At 66.1% G+C, this 16704-nt stretch carries 19 protein-coding genes; 13 read left to right on the top strand and 6 right to left on the bottom strand.

The window, feature by feature from the left end; translation table 11 throughout:
• The first annotated feature begins 120 nt into the window (after positions 1–120).
• Together HLH29_RS05805 and HLH29_RS05800 are read left to right on the top strand one after the other, a co-directional pair.
• Positions 121–342, top strand: a complete 222-nt coding sequence (locus HLH29_RS05805) for a hypothetical protein (RefSeq protein ID WP_182965003.1) — start codon at positions 121–123, stop codon at positions 340–342.
• Positions 343–370: 28 nt separating this feature from the next.
• The gene (locus HLH29_RS05800) at positions 371–862 is read left to right on the top strand and encodes a kinase inhibitor (RefSeq protein ID WP_182965002.1); all 492 of its coding nucleotides are present in this window, start codon (positions 371–373) and stop codon (positions 860–862) included.
• Positions 863–902: 40 nt separating this feature from the next.
• Here the strand turns inward: HLH29_RS05800 and HLH29_RS05795 are convergent, their stop codons facing one another.
• From HLH29_RS05795 to HLH29_RS05785, 3 genes are read right to left on the bottom strand one after another with little or no spacing between them, the layout of a single operon-like run.
• Positions 903–1505: a nitroreductase family protein gene (locus tag HLH29_RS05795; RefSeq protein WP_182965001.1), complete on the bottom strand. Its 603-nt coding sequence runs from the start codon at positions 1503–1505 to the stop codon at positions 903–905.
• A gap of 45 nt (positions 1506–1550) precedes the next feature.
• Positions 1551–2276, bottom strand: coding sequence for an ABC transporter ATP-binding protein (locus HLH29_RS05790; protein WP_182965000.1), 726 nt, complete (start codon positions 2274–2276; stop codon positions 1551–1553).
• A complete protein-coding gene (locus HLH29_RS05785; RefSeq protein WP_182964999.1) occupies positions 2273–3112 on the bottom strand; it encodes an ABC transporter permease in 840 nt (279 codons plus the stop codon). Before HLH29_RS05785 ends, HLH29_RS05790 begins: the two co-directional genes overlap by 4 nt.
• A gap of 236 nt (positions 3113–3348) precedes the next feature.
• On the opposite strand from HLH29_RS05785, the gene HLH29_RS05780 reads away from it, so the two are divergent.
• Positions 3349–4014 carry an APC family permease gene (locus HLH29_RS05780; protein WP_220791383.1) on the top strand — a complete coding sequence of 222 codons (666 nt, stop codon included), beginning with the start codon at positions 3349–3351 and terminating at the stop codon, positions 4012–4014.
• Between the two features lie 8 nt (positions 4015–4022).
• Here the strand turns inward: HLH29_RS05780 and HLH29_RS05775 are convergent, their stop codons facing one another.
• A complete protein-coding gene (locus HLH29_RS05775) occupies positions 4023–4646 on the bottom strand; it encodes a helix-turn-helix transcriptional regulator (RefSeq protein WP_182964997.1) in 624 nt (207 codons plus the stop codon).
• 89 nt (positions 4647–4735) lie between these two features.
• On the opposite strand from HLH29_RS05775, the gene HLH29_RS05770 reads away from it, so the two are divergent.
• Together HLH29_RS05770 and HLH29_RS19420 are read left to right on the top strand one after the other, a co-directional pair.
• On the top strand, positions 4736–5752 hold the full coding sequence (locus HLH29_RS05770) for an amidase (protein WP_220791382.1): 1017 nt from the start codon (positions 4736–4738) through the stop codon (positions 5750–5752).
• The gene (locus HLH29_RS19420; RefSeq protein ID WP_220791381.1) at positions 5749–5949 is read left to right on the top strand and encodes an amidase family protein; all 201 of its coding nucleotides are present in this window, start codon (positions 5749–5751) and stop codon (positions 5947–5949) included. Before HLH29_RS05770 ends, HLH29_RS19420 begins: the two co-directional genes overlap by 4 nt.
• Before the next feature lie 214 nt (positions 5950–6163).
• Here HLH29_RS19420 and HLH29_RS19965 read toward each other — a convergent pair whose 3' ends face one another.
• On the bottom strand, positions 6164–6805 hold the full coding sequence (locus HLH29_RS19965) for an RcnB family protein (protein ID WP_338030180.1): 642 nt from the start codon (positions 6803–6805) through the stop codon (positions 6164–6166).
• Between the two features lie 304 nt (positions 6806–7109).
• Between HLH29_RS19965 and HLH29_RS05760 the strand changes: the two genes are divergently transcribed.
• Both HLH29_RS05760 and HLH29_RS05755 read left to right on the top strand, forming a co-directional pair.
• On the top strand, positions 7110–7772 hold the full coding sequence (locus tag HLH29_RS05760) for an NADPH-dependent F420 reductase (protein ID WP_182964996.1): 663 nt from the start codon (positions 7110–7112) through the stop codon (positions 7770–7772).
• Positions 7769–8188, top strand: a complete 420-nt coding sequence (locus tag HLH29_RS05755; RefSeq protein ID WP_182964995.1) for a DOPA 4,5-dioxygenase family protein — start codon at positions 7769–7771, stop codon at positions 8186–8188. The genes HLH29_RS05760 and HLH29_RS05755 overlap by 4 nt, the downstream gene beginning before the upstream one ends.
• Positions 8189–8227: 39 nt before the next feature.
• Here the strand turns inward: HLH29_RS05755 and HLH29_RS05750 are convergent, their stop codons facing one another.
• Positions 8228–9580, bottom strand: coding sequence for an aspartate aminotransferase family protein (locus tag HLH29_RS05750; RefSeq protein WP_220791380.1), 1353 nt, complete (start codon positions 9578–9580; stop codon positions 8228–8230).
• Positions 9581–10087: 507 nt separating this feature from the next.
• Between HLH29_RS05750 and HLH29_RS05745 the strand changes: the two genes are divergently transcribed.
• From HLH29_RS05745 to HLH29_RS05720, 6 genes are all read left to right on the top strand, one after another.
• Positions 10088–10867 (top strand): SDR family oxidoreductase, encoded by a 780-nt coding sequence (locus HLH29_RS05745; protein ID WP_182964994.1) that lies wholly within the window; start codon positions 10088–10090, stop codon positions 10865–10867.
• Between the two features lie 195 nt (positions 10868–11062).
• Positions 11063–11908, top strand: a complete 846-nt coding sequence (locus tag HLH29_RS05740) for a transporter substrate-binding domain-containing protein (protein ID WP_182964993.1) — start codon at positions 11063–11065, stop codon at positions 11906–11908.
• Positions 11909–11927: 19 nt separating this feature from the next.
• Positions 11928–12587, top strand: coding sequence for an amino acid ABC transporter permease (locus HLH29_RS05735; RefSeq protein ID WP_182964992.1), 660 nt, complete (start codon positions 11928–11930; stop codon positions 12585–12587).
• 10 nt (positions 12588–12597) lie between these two features.
• Positions 12598–13353: an amino acid ABC transporter ATP-binding protein gene (locus HLH29_RS05730; protein WP_182964991.1), complete on the top strand. Its 756-nt coding sequence runs from the start codon at positions 12598–12600 to the stop codon at positions 13351–13353.
• Positions 13353–14669 carry an NAD(P)/FAD-dependent oxidoreductase gene (locus HLH29_RS05725; RefSeq protein WP_182964990.1) on the top strand — a complete coding sequence of 439 codons (1317 nt, stop codon included), beginning with the start codon at positions 13353–13355 and terminating at the stop codon, positions 14667–14669. Before HLH29_RS05730 ends, HLH29_RS05725 begins: the two co-directional genes overlap by 1 nt.
• Before the next feature lie 460 nt (positions 14670–15129).
• Positions 15130–16473 carry a tyrosine-type recombinase/integrase gene (locus HLH29_RS05720; RefSeq protein ID WP_182964989.1) on the top strand — a complete coding sequence of 448 codons (1344 nt, stop codon included), beginning with the start codon at positions 15130–15132 and terminating at the stop codon, positions 16471–16473.
• Positions 16474–16704: the final 231 nt, after the last annotated feature.

Here is a 16704-nt window from a genome sequence, read left to right as displayed (position 1 = left end):
GTGGCCAGCATAACGCGCCGGCACGATGCGACGGTTGGACAGTGGCGCCGCCGCCGGTCAGAATGGCAGCCTTTCATTCTGGGGCCTCCCGCCCCCACATTGCAAATCGGAGCCTGAACCATGTCCTATGCCGCGCTTGATGCCGCCCGTGTCGCCCGTGCCTGCAAATCCGCCCTGAGCGTGCTGGAAGGCAGCGACGAGACATCCGAAGCCCATGTCCGCAAGACGCTGATGGTCCAGCGCATCGCCGCCCTGGCCGAAGCTGCCGCCGAATCCCCCGCCGGGGGTGCCGTCATCACCCTGACGTCGGAGGAATTCTGGATGGTCAGCAAGAACTGGTAACGTCCCCGCCAACGAAGGACAGACCGAGATGACATTCACCCTGACCAGCCGCGCCTTCAAGGACGGCGAGCGCCTGCCGGACGCGCAGGTCTTCGACGGGATGGGCTATCGCGGCGGCAATATCTCGCCGCCGCTGGCATGGAGCGGCGCGCCCGAGGGCACGCGCAGCTTCGCCGTCACGATGTACGACCCCGACGCCCCCACCGGCTCGGGCTGGTGGCACTGGGTGGCGGTGAACATTCCCGCCAGCGTCAGCAGCCTGCCCGCCGGCGCCGGATCGGGCGATGCCGACCTGCCGGACGGCGCGTTCATGACCCGCACCGATTTCGGCGGCAACGTCTATGGCGGCGCCGCCCCGCCGCCGGGCCCCGCGCACCGCTATATCTTTAGCGTCCACGCGCTGGATACCGAGACGCTGAGCGTGCCCAGCGACGCGTCCGGCGCGATGGTCGGCTTTTTTCTGCACAGCCATTCGCTGGGATCGGCCAGCCTGACGGCCCTGTTCGGGCGGCAGCCCTGAAAACCCTGCTGGCCGGGGATACCCGGCCAGCATCATGGGCCTATGCGTCCGTCTGGGCGGGAAACCGTCCTGCGAAGGCCAGTTCGGACAATGGCCGCCGGCCGGACGGCGTTTCGCGGGCGCACAGCCCTTCGGGCAGGATGTCGGCCGGCCCCTGCCTGCCGATGACGATGGCCGCGTTCAGCGCATAATCGTCCGGCAGTTCCAGGCCCGCGCGCGCGACCTCCTTGTCGAACCCGCTGACCGGGTGGGTCGCCCAACCCGCGCGGGCGGCCTGGAGCTGCACCAGAACGGCCGCCGCACCGGCGTCGAATGCGTGGGTCGGGGCGGGGACCGGCTCGGCCTTGCCCGCCGTGATGGTGTGCGAGGCGACATAGACCAGCGCCGAGGCGTGCTGGGCCCAGGAATGATTGAACGGAATCAGCCAGGAGAGGAAGCGTTCCCAATCGGGTGTGTCCCGACGCGCGTAGAGAAAGCGCCATGGCTGGGAATTATAGGCGGACGGTGCCCAGCGACCGGCCTCGAGAAGGGCCAGCAGATCCGCCTCGGGAATCGGCGCGGCGACAAAGGCGCGGGGCGACCAGCGGTCAAGGATCAGCGGCTCGACGGGCGTTTCGGACACGCGCCCGGATGTTTCAGTCATGGTAATCGGCCTCTTTCAGCATATGCACTCCAGAACGAGTGTGCATCAATCGTCGTGCACGCCAAGCGATTCCAGCAGGACGCCGCGCAGATGCTCGAAGCGGGGATCGGCGTGGCGGCGGGGACGCTCCATCGGTATCGGCAGGTTTGTGCGGATGCGGCCGCGTTCCAGAACCACCGCGCGGTCCGCCAGCAGCAAGGCCTCGTCGACATCGTGCGTGACCAGCAGGACCGAACAGCGATGGCGGGTCCACAGATCCGAGACCAGTCGCTGCATTTTCAGGCGCGTCAGCGCATCCAGCGCGGCGAAGGGCTCGTCCAGCATCAGGAACGCGGGTTCGCGGACCAGCGCGCGGGCCAGCGCCGCGCGCTGGGCCTCGCCCCCCGAAAGGGTCAGCGGCCACGCATCGACCCGATGGCCGAGCCCGACCTCTTCCAGCACCGAAGCCGCGCGATCGCGCCGGTTTGCGCCGTCCTGGCCCAGCACGATGTTCTGCCAGACGCGTTTCCAGGGCAGCAGCCGACTTTCCTGAAACACGACCGAGACGTCGCGCGGGCGGGTCACCGACCCTTCCGTCACCGGATCGAGCCCCGCGAGCGTGCGCAACAGGGTCGATTTTCCCGAGCCGCTGTGGCCGAGGAGGGCGACGAACTCGCCGGGTGCTATGGCAAGGTCGAGACGGTCGAGCACCGCCGGGCCGTCGCCGAACCGGCGGGTCAGGCCCTGCACCACCACGGCCGCCCCCTGCGTGAGCGGGGCGACCGCGTTCATGCCGACCTCGCGGCGCGATGGGACGGGCGCCAGGACAGGAGCGCGGTTTCGAGAAACCGCACGATCTGGTCGGAGGCGAGGCCGAGCAGCCCATAGATGGCAAGGCCCACGAGAATGATGTCGGTGCGCAGGAAATCCTCGGCATCCATCATCATGTGGCCGATTCCGCTATCGGCGTTCACCTGCTCGGCCACCACGAGCATCAGCCATGAGATGCCGACGGCGAAGCGCAGCCCCACCAGCAGATCCGGCAGCGCGCCGGGCAGGATGACGTCGCGGATGGTACGGGCCCGCGAGAGGCCGAGCGTGCGCGCCATTTCCAGCAGCTTCGGGTCGATGGACCGGATGCCCTTGTGCAGGTTGAGATAGATGGGAAAGCTGGATCCGAGTGCCACGAGCGCGACCTTGGGCGTCTCGCCGATTCCGAACCAGAGGATGAACAGCGGCACCAGCGCCAGCGCCGGCAGGGTGCGCAGGATCTGCATCGGTGCGTCCACGATATCCTCGCCCAGGCGCGACAGGCCCGAGACCAGGGCCAAACCGACCCCCGCGACGAAGGCGATGCCCAGCCCGGCGCCGGCGCGTGCCAGCGACACCAGCAGATTGGTCTGCAACGTGCCGTCCCTGGTCAGCGCCCAGCCGGTCGCGACGATCTGCACGGGCGAGGCCACCAGCCGCGTGGACAGAAGCCCCGCCGAACACGCCGCCTGCCAGAGCAGCACCAGCAGGACCGGGGAGGCATAACGCGTCAGCACGCCCAGCGCCGGACGCCAGACAGGCCGCCCGCGCCCCCGCTCTGCCACGGGGGATGCGGTCCGGATGAGAGTCCCTGACATGGGCGCCGTTCCTTCCTTACGTATCGACACGCGTGGTAGTTTGATCAGAGTTTATGCGATCTGTCAGGTAAATATTATTCACACAATCATTTATCGTGATTTTATCGTATCTGACAGGCCGGCCCGCACATTGCAGCGTCCTGGCTGCGCCCTGTCGCCCTCTGGCGGCATACTCCCTTGGGATTATGGCCACCCGCCGGGGGCCTGCGCCATGCTGCGGTGGCAGGGAGGGCGCGGTGAACACTGTGAAACTCGACCGCAGGCTCGGCCTCTGGTCCGTCGTGCTGTTCGGCCTGGCCTATATGGCGCAACTGGCCCATCCGGGGGCCGATTTCGCCTCGGCCGATGCGGCTGGCGTCGAAATCGCCCGGGCCATCGGCAGCGACGTCTTCGTGACCGTCTTCCTGATCACGCTCGCGGTCGCGCAATTCACCTCGGGCCTTGCCGCGCAGACCAGCGTGGGCCGCCTGCTCTACGCCATGGGCCGGGATCGGGTCCTGCCTGCCCTCTTCGGCAGGCTGCATCCGCGCTGGCTGACGCCCGCGTCCAATCTGCTCCTGGTCGGCACCATCGGGCTCGGCGCGCTGGCGATGGATGTCGCGACCTCCGCCTCCTTCATCAATTTCGGTGCCTTTCTGGGATTTGTCGCCGTCAATCTCTCGGTGATCGCGCTATATCTGAAGGGCGACCGGCGCATGCGCGCGCTGGGGGTGCTGGGGTGCGTCGTCGTACCCGCGTCGGGGACGCTATGCGACGTGTTTCTGCTCTGGCACCTCGACCGCCATGCACGGATGCTGGGCCTGGGATGGCTGGTGCTGGGCGTCCTCTGGCTGGGCTGGCAGACACGCGGCTTTCGCCATGCACCGCCCGGCATGCCTGTCGACCGGGACCGTGCCGGATGAGGCCGCCCTTACCGCCAGAACAGACGGAACAGTTCGGCCTGGCTGGAAATGGCCAGCTTGGCGTAGATCCGCCGGCGATGGACCTTGACCGTATTGGGCGCACACCTCAGCACCGCCGCCAGCGACGGGGTGGAATGGCCCTTCAGGATCAGGGTGACGATCTCGACCTCGCGCGGGGTGAGCCGGGACAGCGACAGCACGCCGACACACCGATCGGCCAGCGGAATGACGAAGCCGAGTTCATCGACGATCCGTGTTGGGGCGTAATGCAGGCGGTAATATTCGGTCTGCGTGAAATTGTCGGGCGCGCAGGCGTCCATCGCGATCATGCGGGGGCGCCCGTCTGCCATGACGGCGGTGTGGAACGGGTCCAGCACGAAGGCGCCGGCCAGATAGCGATCGACGATCAGCGCGCGGTCGGCGGCCAGACTTTCATTATACAGGTCGAACGCCCTGCCGTCGGGCGTATAGAAAAACCCGTTCATCATCTGCGCCGGCGCCAGCAGCCGCAGCGCCGCCAGCAGGCTGCCTGGGAACAGGCACGTGCCGATCGCGTCGGCGGCGATGGCGACGGCCGTGTTCCAGGCGGCGAAGGGCGGATCGCCGGTGGGCGGTCCGGATACCGAATCCATGAAACGCCGCGCCCCCCTTTCTGCCGCCCCGCGCAGGGGAGCAGCCCCGCCCCCCGCCGGCAAGCGGGTGCGCCAGCCGGCATGCCGTCATGACCCATCCGCTGGACCTGACCGCGCGGGAGATCGCCGACGGCATTCGCACCGCCCGTTTCAGCGCGCAATCGGTGGTCGCGGAATCGATCCGGCGCGCGGAGATCGCGCAGGCCAGGCTGAATCCCTTTACGCTGATCCGTGCCGGGCAGGCGATGGAGGCCGCCCGCCGGGCCGATGCGGCGGTAGCCGAGGGGGCATTCACCGGGCCATTGCATGGCGTGCCGTTCGTGGCCAAGGACCTGCCCCCCACCGAAGGCGACCTGACGACGCTGGGCTCGTGGATGCGACCCGATTGGCGGCCGGAGGAGGAGACCGCGCTATGTATCCGCCGCCTGCAGGCGGCGGGCGCGATCCCGATCGGAAAGACGACGACGCCGGAATTCGCCTATTCCAGCTTTACCCGCAGCCCGGGCGGATCGTCCGGCGGGTCGGCGGTGACTGTGGCAACGGGCGTGGTGCCGTTTGCCGAGGGCACCGACATGGGTGGATCGGTCCGCATTCCCGCCGCGTTCTGCGGCGTTGTCGGCTTCAAGCCCAGCCTGGGCCGGATTCCGATGACCATCCTGCCCAGCCAGTTCGACAATATTTCCCATTTCGGCCCGCTGGCCCGCACCGTGGCCGACGCAATTTCCTTCATGGAGGTGACGGCGGGCGGCAGCGACGAGGATATTGCTTCGCTGCCGATCGGCTTCGACTGCGCGGCGGCACGGACCGGCAGCCTGCGGGGCCGGCGCTTCGCGCTGTCGCTCGACCTTGGCTATTACGCGGTCCAGCCGCAGGTCGTATCGCTGGTCCGGCAGGCTGCCGAGCTGCTGCGCCGCGCGGGCGCCATCATCGACGAGGTGGCCATGGGCTGGACGCGGGCGGTCAACGACCAGTGGTTCGACCTGTGGTGCGTGTTCATGTCGGCCTATTTCGGCGACGATGTGGCCGCCTGCGGTGCCCGGGTGGACCCGGCGGTGGTGGCAATGATCGCGCGCGGCCGGATGGCCGCTTCGGAGGGCTGGACATGACCTGCCCGTTCAATCTGCTGCCGCAATTGCCCGCCCTGTCGCTGCCCGCCGGCCGTGCCGCGGACGGGTTGCCGGTCGGGCTGCAGATCGTCGGCCGCCGTTTTGCCGACGAGCAGGTGCTGGGCTGGGGCGCCGCGCTGGAGGCGATCCTGCCCGGGCACGCGGCGGCCCGCCCCATGGAGGATGTCAGAGCCTGACCGCAAATGTGGGCTGGTGAGCGAGAGCGGCCCGACAGGGCCGCGGCCGGCGTGCGTTTTCGAGCATCGCAGCGCAGCGGCCTCTATGGCCGTGAGCAGCGAAGCGCAGAAAACGCGCGTCGGATCGCCACCAGCGTGCATTTGCGGTCAGGCTCTGGTCATGCCCATGCGGACATGCTGACGGGCCCCTGGTAGAGGCGTCCGCCGCGCCGCTTCAGTAAGGCCCGGGCCCCATGGGCCCTGCGCCGTAGGCACTGGCGATCACGCTGGCGATGATGCCCGTGGCCACGGCCGTGAGCAGGAACTGGTTGCCGTACTGGACCCAGTAATAGCCCGGCGGCGGGGCGTAGAGGCCACGATAGCGCCGCCAGTCCTGCACTGCCCACATGCCCGAGCGGGGGCCGTCATAGCGATCGCCGCGTCTCCAGACGCGGCCGCCGCCATTCCACGGGCCGCCACGGTCGTAGCCGGGCCCGCCGGGTCCACGGCCGCGATTGTCGCCATAATTGGCGGGCCGGCCACGGTCATAGCCAGGTCCGCCGCCAAAACCGCGATTGTCGCCCTGATTGTTCGGGCCGCCACGGTCATAGCCAGGCCCGCCGCCATGGCCGCGATTGTCGCCCTGGCCGTTCGGGCCGCCACGGTCATAGTCAGGCCCGCCGCCATGGCCGCGATTGTCGCCCTGGCCGTTCGGGCCGCCACGGTCATAGCCAGGCCCGCCGCCATGGCCGCGATTGTCGCCCTGATTGTTCGGGCCGCCACGGTCATAGCCGGGGCCGTACGGATCCGCGTAGGCGCCGGAGGCGCCCACGATCGCGCAGCTCATGACCAGGGCCGCAATCAGTCTTGTCTTCACTTGGCTCTCCTCCTGCAGGTGTCGGGATCATGTTGGCCAGTTGTGGCGAAATCCAGACGCGATCCCGCATGGCGAATTACAAAATGTTCGGAAAGCGACGTGGCGCGGGCAACCGGCGAGCATGACCCGGTCGTTCACGCGGATGCGATGGGCCGCAGGGAAACACTGTCTTTCCTGCTGCCTTTTCTCCGGAAGAAGACGATCTTTCGTGAACGCGGCGTCAATCCGGCCGTGGCCCTTGCCCCGGCCCCGGCGCGTTCATAGCTCCAGGGAAGCGGCAGGGTGCCAGCCCGGGGAGACGCCTATGAAAATCGGCATTATCGGCGCCGGCCATATCGGCGGCACCCTGGCCCGGCGCCTGACGGCGCTGGGCTATACCGTTCTGGTGGCCAATTCCCGTGGCCCCGAGACGCTGGGCGACCTGGCGGCGGAAACCGGGGCCGCCGCCGTGACGCCACGCGAGGCGGTGAAGGGCGTCGATCTGGTCGTGCTGACGATTCCGGAGAAGAACGTCCCGCATCTGCCCCACGATCTGTTCGCGGACGTGCCGCCCGCATTGCCGGTGGTCGATACCGGGAACTATGACCCGCAGCAGCGGGACGGCATGATCGCGGCGATCGAGGCCGGCCTGCCGGAGAGCCGCTGGGTGGCGCGGACGATCGGGCATCCGGTGATCAAGGCGTTCAACAATATCTATTTCCTGCATCTTCTGGAGAACGGCAAGCCGCCGGGAACGCCGGGGCGCATCGCCCTGCCCGTCGCGGGTGACGACCCCATCGCCAAGGGGATCGTGATGGACCTGGTGCATGATCTCGGCTTCGACGCGGTGGATGCCGGCGGGCTGGACGAATCCTGGCGGCAGCAGCCCGGCACGCCGGTCTATGCCACCGATCTGGACATTGCCGGCGTGAAAAAGGCACTGTCCGAGGCCCGTCCCGAACGGACCGACCAGTGGAAGGCCAGATGACCCCGATGCCCGAGCCGATCCGACCGGTCGAGACGATTGCCAGCTACCATGCCCATGTCTATTTCGACGGCGCGGAGGAGCGCGCGGAGGCCGAACGCCTGCGCACCGCCATCGCCGACCGTTTCGCCGTGCGGCTGGGCCGCTGGCATGAAGTGCCGGTCGGGCCGCACACGCTGCCGATGTACCAGATCGCCTTCGAGACCGTGCTGTTTGCGACCCTGGTGCCGTGGCTGATGCTCAATCACCGGAGCCTCAGCGTGCTGATCCATCCGAATACGCGGTTTCCGCGCCGGGATCACCTTCTGGACAGCACCTGGCTTGGCGAGCGCCGCGCGTTGCTGGCCGAACGCCTGCCGGAAGAAGCGCCCGAGGCGGATGGAGCCGGGATGGCGAATACGCGGCCGGGCGGCGCGTGAGCTTGCCGACGATAGCGGCCGCGACCTTCGCCGGATTTCTTATCCCGCCAATTCCTCGAGCAGCGCTTCGGCATGGTGCAGCAGCCGATCCGCATCGCCCGTGGTGAACACCAGCGGCGGCCGGATCTTGAGCGTATTGGCGTGAAGTCCCGTTGCCGAGATCAGGACGCGCCGGTTTCTGAGTCCGTTGACGATGCGTGCCGCCAGCACGCCGTCCGGCGCCTTGCTCGCCGGGTCCTTGACCATCTCCACCCCGACATACAGGCCGGCACCGCGAATATCGCCGATGACCGGGAATCGTTTCTGCAATGCGACAAAGCCGGCGCGGATATAGTCCCCGACGCGATCCGCATGTTCGGGCAGGGCGTCGTCCCGCAGGATGTCGAGCGTGGCCTGGGCGGCGGCGATCGCGACCGAATTGCCACCGAACGTATTGAAATAGCGCATGTCGCGTCCGAAACCGGCGACGATGTCGGAGCGGACGGCAAGAGCCGCGATGGGAAAGCCATTGCCCATCGGCTTGCCCATCGTCACCATGTCGGGATCGACGCCATGGCGGCGATAGCCCCAGAATCCTTGGCCGGTCCGGCCGAATCCGGCCTGAACCTCGTCGGCGATGAAGACCCCGCCCCGGCTCCGCACGAGTTCGGCCACCGGTGCCAGCAGATCGGCCGGGTTGTCGTAGATTCCGTCTGAAGAGAAGATGGAATCGCAGATGAACGCGGCGAGCCCGTTTCCGTGCCGTTCCAGATCGTCGATCTGGCGCGCCACGTAGTCGAGAAACCAGGACACCATCGTGTCACGCGGAAGGCGATAGGAATCGGGGGTGGGGACCTGCCGGACCCATTGACCCAGTGGCGCGCGGCGCCCGAGCGATGGTGAAAGCCCGGCCGTGAGGCTGGAATTTCCGTGATAGGCCTCGGACGTGATGATGATTCCGTTCCGGCCCGTATGGTGCTGCGCGATGCGCAGCGCCAGGTCATTGGCTTCCGAACCGGTGCAGGTGAACATGATGTGGCCGTCATCGGCCAGCGTTCCGCCGAAGCTCGGCAGAATCCGCTCCGCATAGCGCAAGATGGGTTCCTGCACGTAGCGCGTGTGCGTACACAGACGCGCAGCCTGTGCCGCGATCGCCTCCGCGACACGTGGATGCGCATGTCCGACGCTGGCGACATTATTGTAGGCGTCGAGATATTCCTCGCCATTCTGGTCGTAGAGGAATGTGCCGCGCCCCCGTTCGATGCGCAGCGGATTTTCGTAGAACAGGCGATAGGCCGGGCCGAGCAGGCGCAGGCGCCGCTCGATCATGCCGCGCGTCTCGGCATCGCAGTCCGCCAGGCGGCCGGGGTCGAAGGCGTTGACCATCGCCTCGTCCTGTTTCACGGAAGTCATGCGCAGAGGCCCCGGTTGATGTGTTCTGCGATCGGGGCGGTAATTTTCATCGCCACCAGCATCTCGTTCCATCCTGCTTCCTATAAGCCTGTTATATATAAGGGCTTTGTTTCCCACGCCAGTTCAATCTGCCACATGATTCGAGAGGCCTCGCCTCTTGTTTCGAAGCGCCAGAACGTATGCGTTTCATCATCCGATCATGGTCCTCAGTGGATCTGGCCAGACACCCTGCGCCAACGGTCCGACAGGCGGCGCAGGGCCGAATGCAGTAGCGGTTCGCCCAGACTGGGGCCCGAACCTGTCATTCATTCGCAAAGAGCATGATCTGAACTATCTTGATCAGAATCCTATGACTTCCGCACTGGGCGAGGTCCTGCGCGCGCTCCTTGCCAGGCTGAAATTAAAACGGAAAGATATGGCCGATGATATCGCGCTGTGCCGGCATTTCCCGCACGAATGCCATGTCGCGGCCGTGTCGGGCCGTAATTTTCCGAGGGGAGCCAGGACGTGGATCTGGGACTGGAGGGGCGCCACGCGATCGTGTGCGGGGCCAGCCGCGGCATGGGCCGGGCGATCGCCGTGACGCTGGCGGCCGAGGGTGCAGCGGTTACGCTGGTGGCGCGCGACCGTGCGGCGCTTGAGGAAACCTTGTCGCTGGTGCGCGCGCAGACCGGACGCGACGCGGTGGCCGTGGCTGCGGACCTGACCCGGGATGAGGACCGGCAGCGGATCTTCGCCGCCTGTCCACAACCCGACATTCTGGTGAATAATGGCGGCGGCATGCCGCCAGGCGATTTCCGCGAGTGGGACCGGGCGCACTGGATCGCGGGCGTGGACATGATGATGCTGGCCCCGATCGACATGATCCGCCTTGCAGTGGACGGCATGAGCGCGCGCGGTTTCGGCCGCATCGTCAACATCGTCTCGCGCAGCGTGAAGAATCCTCAGGCCGAGATGGGCCTTTCCAATGCCGCGCGATCGGGGCTGGTGGCCTTTTCGTCGGGTCTGGCGCGGCAGTTGGTCGCGCGGAACGTCACGATCAACAATGTTCTGCCGGGCATCATCGATTCGGCGGCACAGCATGCCCATGTCCAGGACCTGTCGCGCATGACGGGGCGCAGCTATGACAGCATCTGGGCGGAGCGCGCTGCAGCCAACCCGGCGAAACGGTTCGGCGATGTCGAGGAAATTGCGGCGGCGGTCGCCTTTTTCTGCTCGCACAAGGCAGGCTTCATCACCGCCCAGAGCCTGCTGGTGGACGGGGGCGACTATCGCGGCCTGTTCTGAAATTGCGTCAAACATTCCGAACCGGGCGGATCGCCGGCGCGGCGCTGGACAGGTTCGTCGAGGAACCGACACCCCCCTGAAGAATCAGACCGTCTGGCGACAGGGGGCGATTTCGGCTTTACGGTGCCGCCCGCCCCCCTAAACTCGATATGCGTTGTAAACGGTTCGCCTGATGGCGGCGGGGGAGGTCCTAGAGTGACAACACGTCGAGCCTTTGCATCAATCCTGGCCCTGGGCGGCGTCGCGGCCGCGACATCCCTTTCGGGTATACGCCCGGCACGGGCGCAGGAAGCCGGAGGAACGATCGAGCGCATCAAGGCCTCGGGCAAGCTTCGCACCGCGGCCATTCCGGGAGCAGAACCCTTTTTTCACAAGGATATTCTGGGGGGCGGCTGGAGCGGCGCGTGCGTCGACATGGTCAAGGACATGGCCGCGGCCCTGGGGGTTGCGCCCGATATCATCGAAGCCGAATGGGGAACGTCGGTCATGGACCTCCAGACCGGCAAGATCGACGTCATGTTCGCCCTGAGCCCCACGCCCGCGCGGGCGCTGCAGATCCAGTTCAGCGACATCGCCATCAGCAATGCCTTCACGGTGATTGCGAAAAAAGGCCTTTCGGTCGCGAAGTGGGACGATCTGGACAAACCCGAGATCCGCGTCGCTTTCGATACGGGATCGTCGCACGATATCTTCGTCCGGCGCCAGCTGCCCCACTGCACCCCCGTGGCGGTCCAGTCCCCGACCGACGCGATCATGGCGCTTCAGGCCGGACGCGCGGACTGCGTGGTGCAGGTGGTGGTGATCGCGGCCGTGATGCATGCGCGCAATCCGGCGGTGGGGGACCTGATCCTGCCGCAGCCCGTGGTGCATCAGCCGACCTGTATCGGCGTGCCCGTCTCGCCCGACCCGCGTTTCCTGACCTTCGTCAATAACTGGCTTCTCTACAACCGTTCGGAGGGCATCGTGCAGGAATGGATGTTCAAGGCGCTGCGGGCCAGCAATGTCGACCCGGCATCGCTGCCACCCGGCCTGGAATTCTGATGCGGATGCTGTCCGCATCATGACCTATCAATGGGATTTCGGCCCGATCCTTCAATACTGGTCTCTTTTCAGGATCGGCCTTGAATATACGTTGAGCTTCACCCTTGCCAGCGCGATCATCGGCATGGCCGCGGGCCTGCTGCTGACGCTGGCGCGGCGCAGCGGCTGGAAGATCCTCTCCATCCCCGCCGGCGCGGTCGTCGAAATCTTCCGCTGCACGCCGGCGCTGGTGCAACTGGTATGGTGCTACTATGCGCTGCCGGTCGTGCTGGGGCTGAGCCTGTCGCCCGCCACGGCGGCGCTGCTGGCGCTGTCGCTGTACGGCGCGGCGTTCTACAGCGAAATCTTTCGCGCGGGACTGGATTCGATCGACCGCGGCCAGTGGGACGCCGCCGCCGCACTGGGCATGACGCCCTTCACGATGATGCGCCGGATCATCATGCCGCAGGCCCTGCGGCGCATGACCGCCCCGCTCGTCAGCCAGGTGGTGCTGCAATTGAAGAACACGTCGCTGATCTCGGTCGTGACCGTTCCCGACCTCGTCTATCAGGGGCAGATGGTCTCCTCCGCCACCTACAAGCCGCTGGAGGTCTATACCACGATCGCCATCATCTATTTCCTGATCCTGTTTCCGATGACGCAGGGCGCGCGGCTGCTGGAGCGTCGGCGTCATGGCTAGGGAACCGCTGATGATCGACATCGTGAACCTGTCCAAGCGTTTCGGCAGGCGCGAGGTGCTCAAGGATATCTCGCTGGGGGTCCCGAAGGGCAATGTGCTTGCCCTGATCGGCCCCAGCGGATCGGGAAAATCCACGCTGCTCCGCTGCGTCAATCTCCTGGAAACCCCCGATTCCGGGTCGGTCACGATCGACAGCCATACGATGCGGTTTGGCGCCGGGGCATCGCGCCACCGCACGAATTCCATGGCGGCATTCCGTGCCGAAGCCGGCATGGTCTTCCAGTCCTTCAACCTGTTTCCGCACCTGACGGTCCTGGAAAACGTGATGTCGGGCCCGCGTTTCGTGCGGGGCCAGTCGCGCGACGCGGCCGAGCGGATCGCCCGGCCGCTGCTGGAGCGCATGGGGATGGAGAGTTTTGCCGACACCATGCCCGAGCGTCTTTCCGGCGGCCAGAAGCAGCGCGTGGCGATTGCCCGCGCCCTGGCGATGGAACCGAAGGTCATGCTGTTCGACGAGGCGACATCCGCGCTCGACCCGCAACGCGTGGCCGAGATCCTGAGCGTGATGCGCGACCTGGCGCGGACGGGCATGACCCAGATCGTGGTCACGCATGAAATGTCCTACGCGCGGGACGTGGCCGATACCGTCGTCTTCATGGCGGACGGACATATCGTGGAATCGGGTCCGGCACGGCAGGTCATCGAGGACCCGCGGGAAGAACGGACCCGGACATTCCTGAAACATTTCCATATGGGAAAAGCCTGATGGCTGCTCCGCCCGCGCATGGCGCGCGGCTCGTCGTCATCGGCGCGGGAGCCGTGGGCGTGACGATTGCGCTGCGCCTGCGTCGCCTGGGGCATGACGTCACCCTTCTGTCCACCGACGCGCCGGGATCGGAAAATGCCGCGAGCTATGGCAATGCCGGGTGGCTGAGTCCGGGGTCCGTCGTGCCGATTTCCATGCCCGGCATGTGGAAGAAGCTGCCCGGCTACCTGCTGGATGCCCAGGGCCCGTTGCGCCTGCGCCCCTCGTCCCTGCTGCATATCTGGCTGTGGCTGCTGCGCTTTGTCGCCTGTGGCGCCACCCGTGCCCGCGCCCGCGCCATCGCGTCGGCCCTGCGGCCATTCCTGGCCGACGCGCCGGATCGGCACGCGGCACTGGCGGCAGAAGCGGGCGTTCCCGAACTGATCCAGCGCAAGGGGCTGCTGATTGTCTATCCGGATGAGGCCGCCTATGAGGCCGATGCGTTCGGCTGGCAGCTCCGGCGCGAAAACGGCGTACGCTGGCAGACACTTGACCGTGCGGCGCTGGAAGCGGCCTGCCCCGGCCTGGGGCCGCGATATGGTTTCGCGGCGCAGATTTCCGATGGTGCCCATTGCGCCGATCCGGGGGGCTATGTGGCGGCCCTGGCCACACTGGCACGCGAACAGGGCGTGCGCTTCGCCGACGGGCATGTCGATGGCTTCGTGATGGAGGCCGGACAGGTGCGCGGCGTCAGCACGGCGGGCCGGGTCGTGGCCTGCGACAGCGTCGTCGTCGCAGCCGGGATGGGCTCTCGCGCTCTGGGGGCCATGTTGGGGGATTCCGTGCCGCTGGTGAGCGAGCGCGGCTATCATGTCCAGGTTCCCGGCCTGGCGGACGCACCGCCCGTTCCCGTCATGATGTCGGACCTCAAATTCGGCATCACCCCGATGAAAGGAGGCATGCGTGCCGCCGGGCAGGTGGAATTCGCACCCGACGGGGCAGCGCCGGATTGGCGGCGGGCTCGTATCCTGCTCGATAGCCTGCGCGACGGCCTGCCTCTCGTGAAAATCGGGGGCTTCTCCACGGTCCGGCACTGGATGGGCAACCGGCCGTCGACACCGGACTGCCTGCCTGTCATCGGCCCCTCGCCCTCGACGCGGGGCGTGTTCTACGCCACGGGCCATGGGCATCTGGGGCTGGTCAGCGCGCCATGGACCGCGGAACTGATCGGGCGGATGGTCGGCGGCGACACCGTCCCCGAGGCCGCGCCTTACGACCCCGCCCGGTTCCTTGGGACGCGACGTCGCGGACCACGCAAGGGATCGGCGCGGTCTTAAGCAGCCGCTTCTGCCTGACCGGCAGCGTCGGCGCCCGGAAACGGCGGCGTTTGAAACGACGCACATCCGCCAACACGCGGCGTGTCCGGCTCTACGATTCTGATGCGTACAAGGGGGTTTACATCGCCGGAGAAAACCGGCCGCGCAAACAAAAAACGGCCCCGAAGGGCCGCTTTAACCGACTGATTTCTTGTAGAAATCTGGAGCGGGCGATGGGATTCGAACCCACGACCCCAACCTTGGCAACCCGATAAGGCAAACTACGCCACAGCATGTTTTGCTATCCTGCCGCCCTATAAGGCACTTAGATATAACGGTTTTTGTTGCACCGGTCCATCCCTTTTCTATCCTGCTCCTACCCTTCGAAACGCGCCCATTTGCTTCCCCCCTGCTTCCCCGGCCGCCGCCGCAGGAGCCGGGGAAGCAAACGAGGAACGATATCGAAACGGAGCTGAAGAAAATGGCAAAGCTTACAAAGCGTAATGTCGATGCGTTAAAGTCCAATGCGAAGTCTGAAGCCTTCATTTGGGACGGAGAGCTTCGCGGCTTCGGCGTCCGGGTAAAACCTTCAGGGTCGAAGGCCTTTCTGATCCAATATCGGAACGCGGAAAACCGGACGCGGCGATTGGTCCTGGGCCCTTACGGTGTGCTGACGGTCGAAATCGCACGCGACATGGCGCGGCAACGACTGACCGAAGTCGCGCAGGGCAAAGACCCGTCGGCCGAGCGCCAGGCCGTCCGGGCCGGCATGACCGTGTCCGAGATCTGCGACTGGTATCTGGAAGCCGCAGAGGTCGGCACGATTCTTGGTCGCAACAGGAGGCCAATCAAGGCGTCGAGCCTGCAGATGGACCGGAGTCGAATTGCCACCCACATCAAGCCGCTGATTGGTTCCCGACTGATCAGTGGTCTGAAACTGGGCGACATCGAAACGATGCAAGCTGACATCGCGAAGGGAAAATCTGTCAAAACTGCCAAAAAGAAGGGGCGTGGAGGACGATCCAAGGGAGGCGCCGGCGTCGCAAGCCGCACGATCAGCACTTTCCGGGCGCTTCTCGGCCATGCGGCACGCCATAATATTATCGAAACCAACCCCGCGACGGGCGTTCGGCAACTCGCCGTCGCGAAACGCAAGCGGCGGCTCGGAGCAGCCGAAATCGGGCGTCTCGGGGCGACGATGAGGGAAGTCGCGCAGAATGGCGAGCACCCGACCGCTCTGGCCGCCATACGCCTTATGCTTCTGACCGGGTTTCGCCGAATGGAAGTGCTGGGGCTACAGGCCGAGTGGGTCAGCAGAACCGACCACTGCGTCTATTTCCCAGATACCAAGAGCGGCGAACAGGTCCGTGTCGTCGGCGAGGCGGCGATCGAGTGCATTGAAGCCCAAACGACTGGCTCGCCGTCCCGCTTCGTCTTTCCCGCCGATATCGGAACCTGCCATTTCATTGGTGTCGTACGGGTCTTATCGAGGGTTTGCGCCAAGGCCAAGCTGGAGGGTGTCACGCCCCATGTGCTGCGCCATACCTTCGCAAGCGTCGCGGGAGATCTGGGTTTCTCGGAACTAACGATCGCGGGACTTCTCGGTCACGCGGCGCGCGGAGTAACGCAGAACTATATCCATCTCGATGCGGCGCTCGTCGTGGCTGCGGAGCGGGTCTCGCTGGAAATTGCCACGCTCTTGGATGGAGGACAGGGCAGTCTTAGCGTCGTTCACATCAGGAGGCCGCCTGGATACCGCGTCAACGACGCAGTCGAACGTGAAGCCGAGAAAGGAGCAGGCGTACGCATAGTTGCAGCGCGATAAAGAAGGTGCGTCGGGGACGTTGTAAGACTTAACGTGCGGCGCCCCCACCGCCCTGACATGGCCGTGCCAGAAGATTGGGCTGATCGCCTGCGCGTTCGTCATGGGCGTGGCTTTCGCCTCCAATGTCGGAACAGAATATATTACCTACGCACCAGTCTCGGCTGTCACGAACGGATGAGGCTGACTTTTCTTTTAGGAAGCTGCCTTATGATCGGCGCAGTCTGCATAATG

It is taken from the genome of Gluconacetobacter tumulicola, from assembly GCF_014174215.1.
In the GTDB taxonomy this organism is placed as follows: domain Bacteria; phylum Pseudomonadota; class Alphaproteobacteria; order Acetobacterales; family Acetobacteraceae; genus Gluconacetobacter; species Gluconacetobacter tumulicola.
The sequence above is the reverse complement of the archived record's forward strand: the minus strand, read 5'-3'. Positions and strand labels throughout refer to the sequence as shown.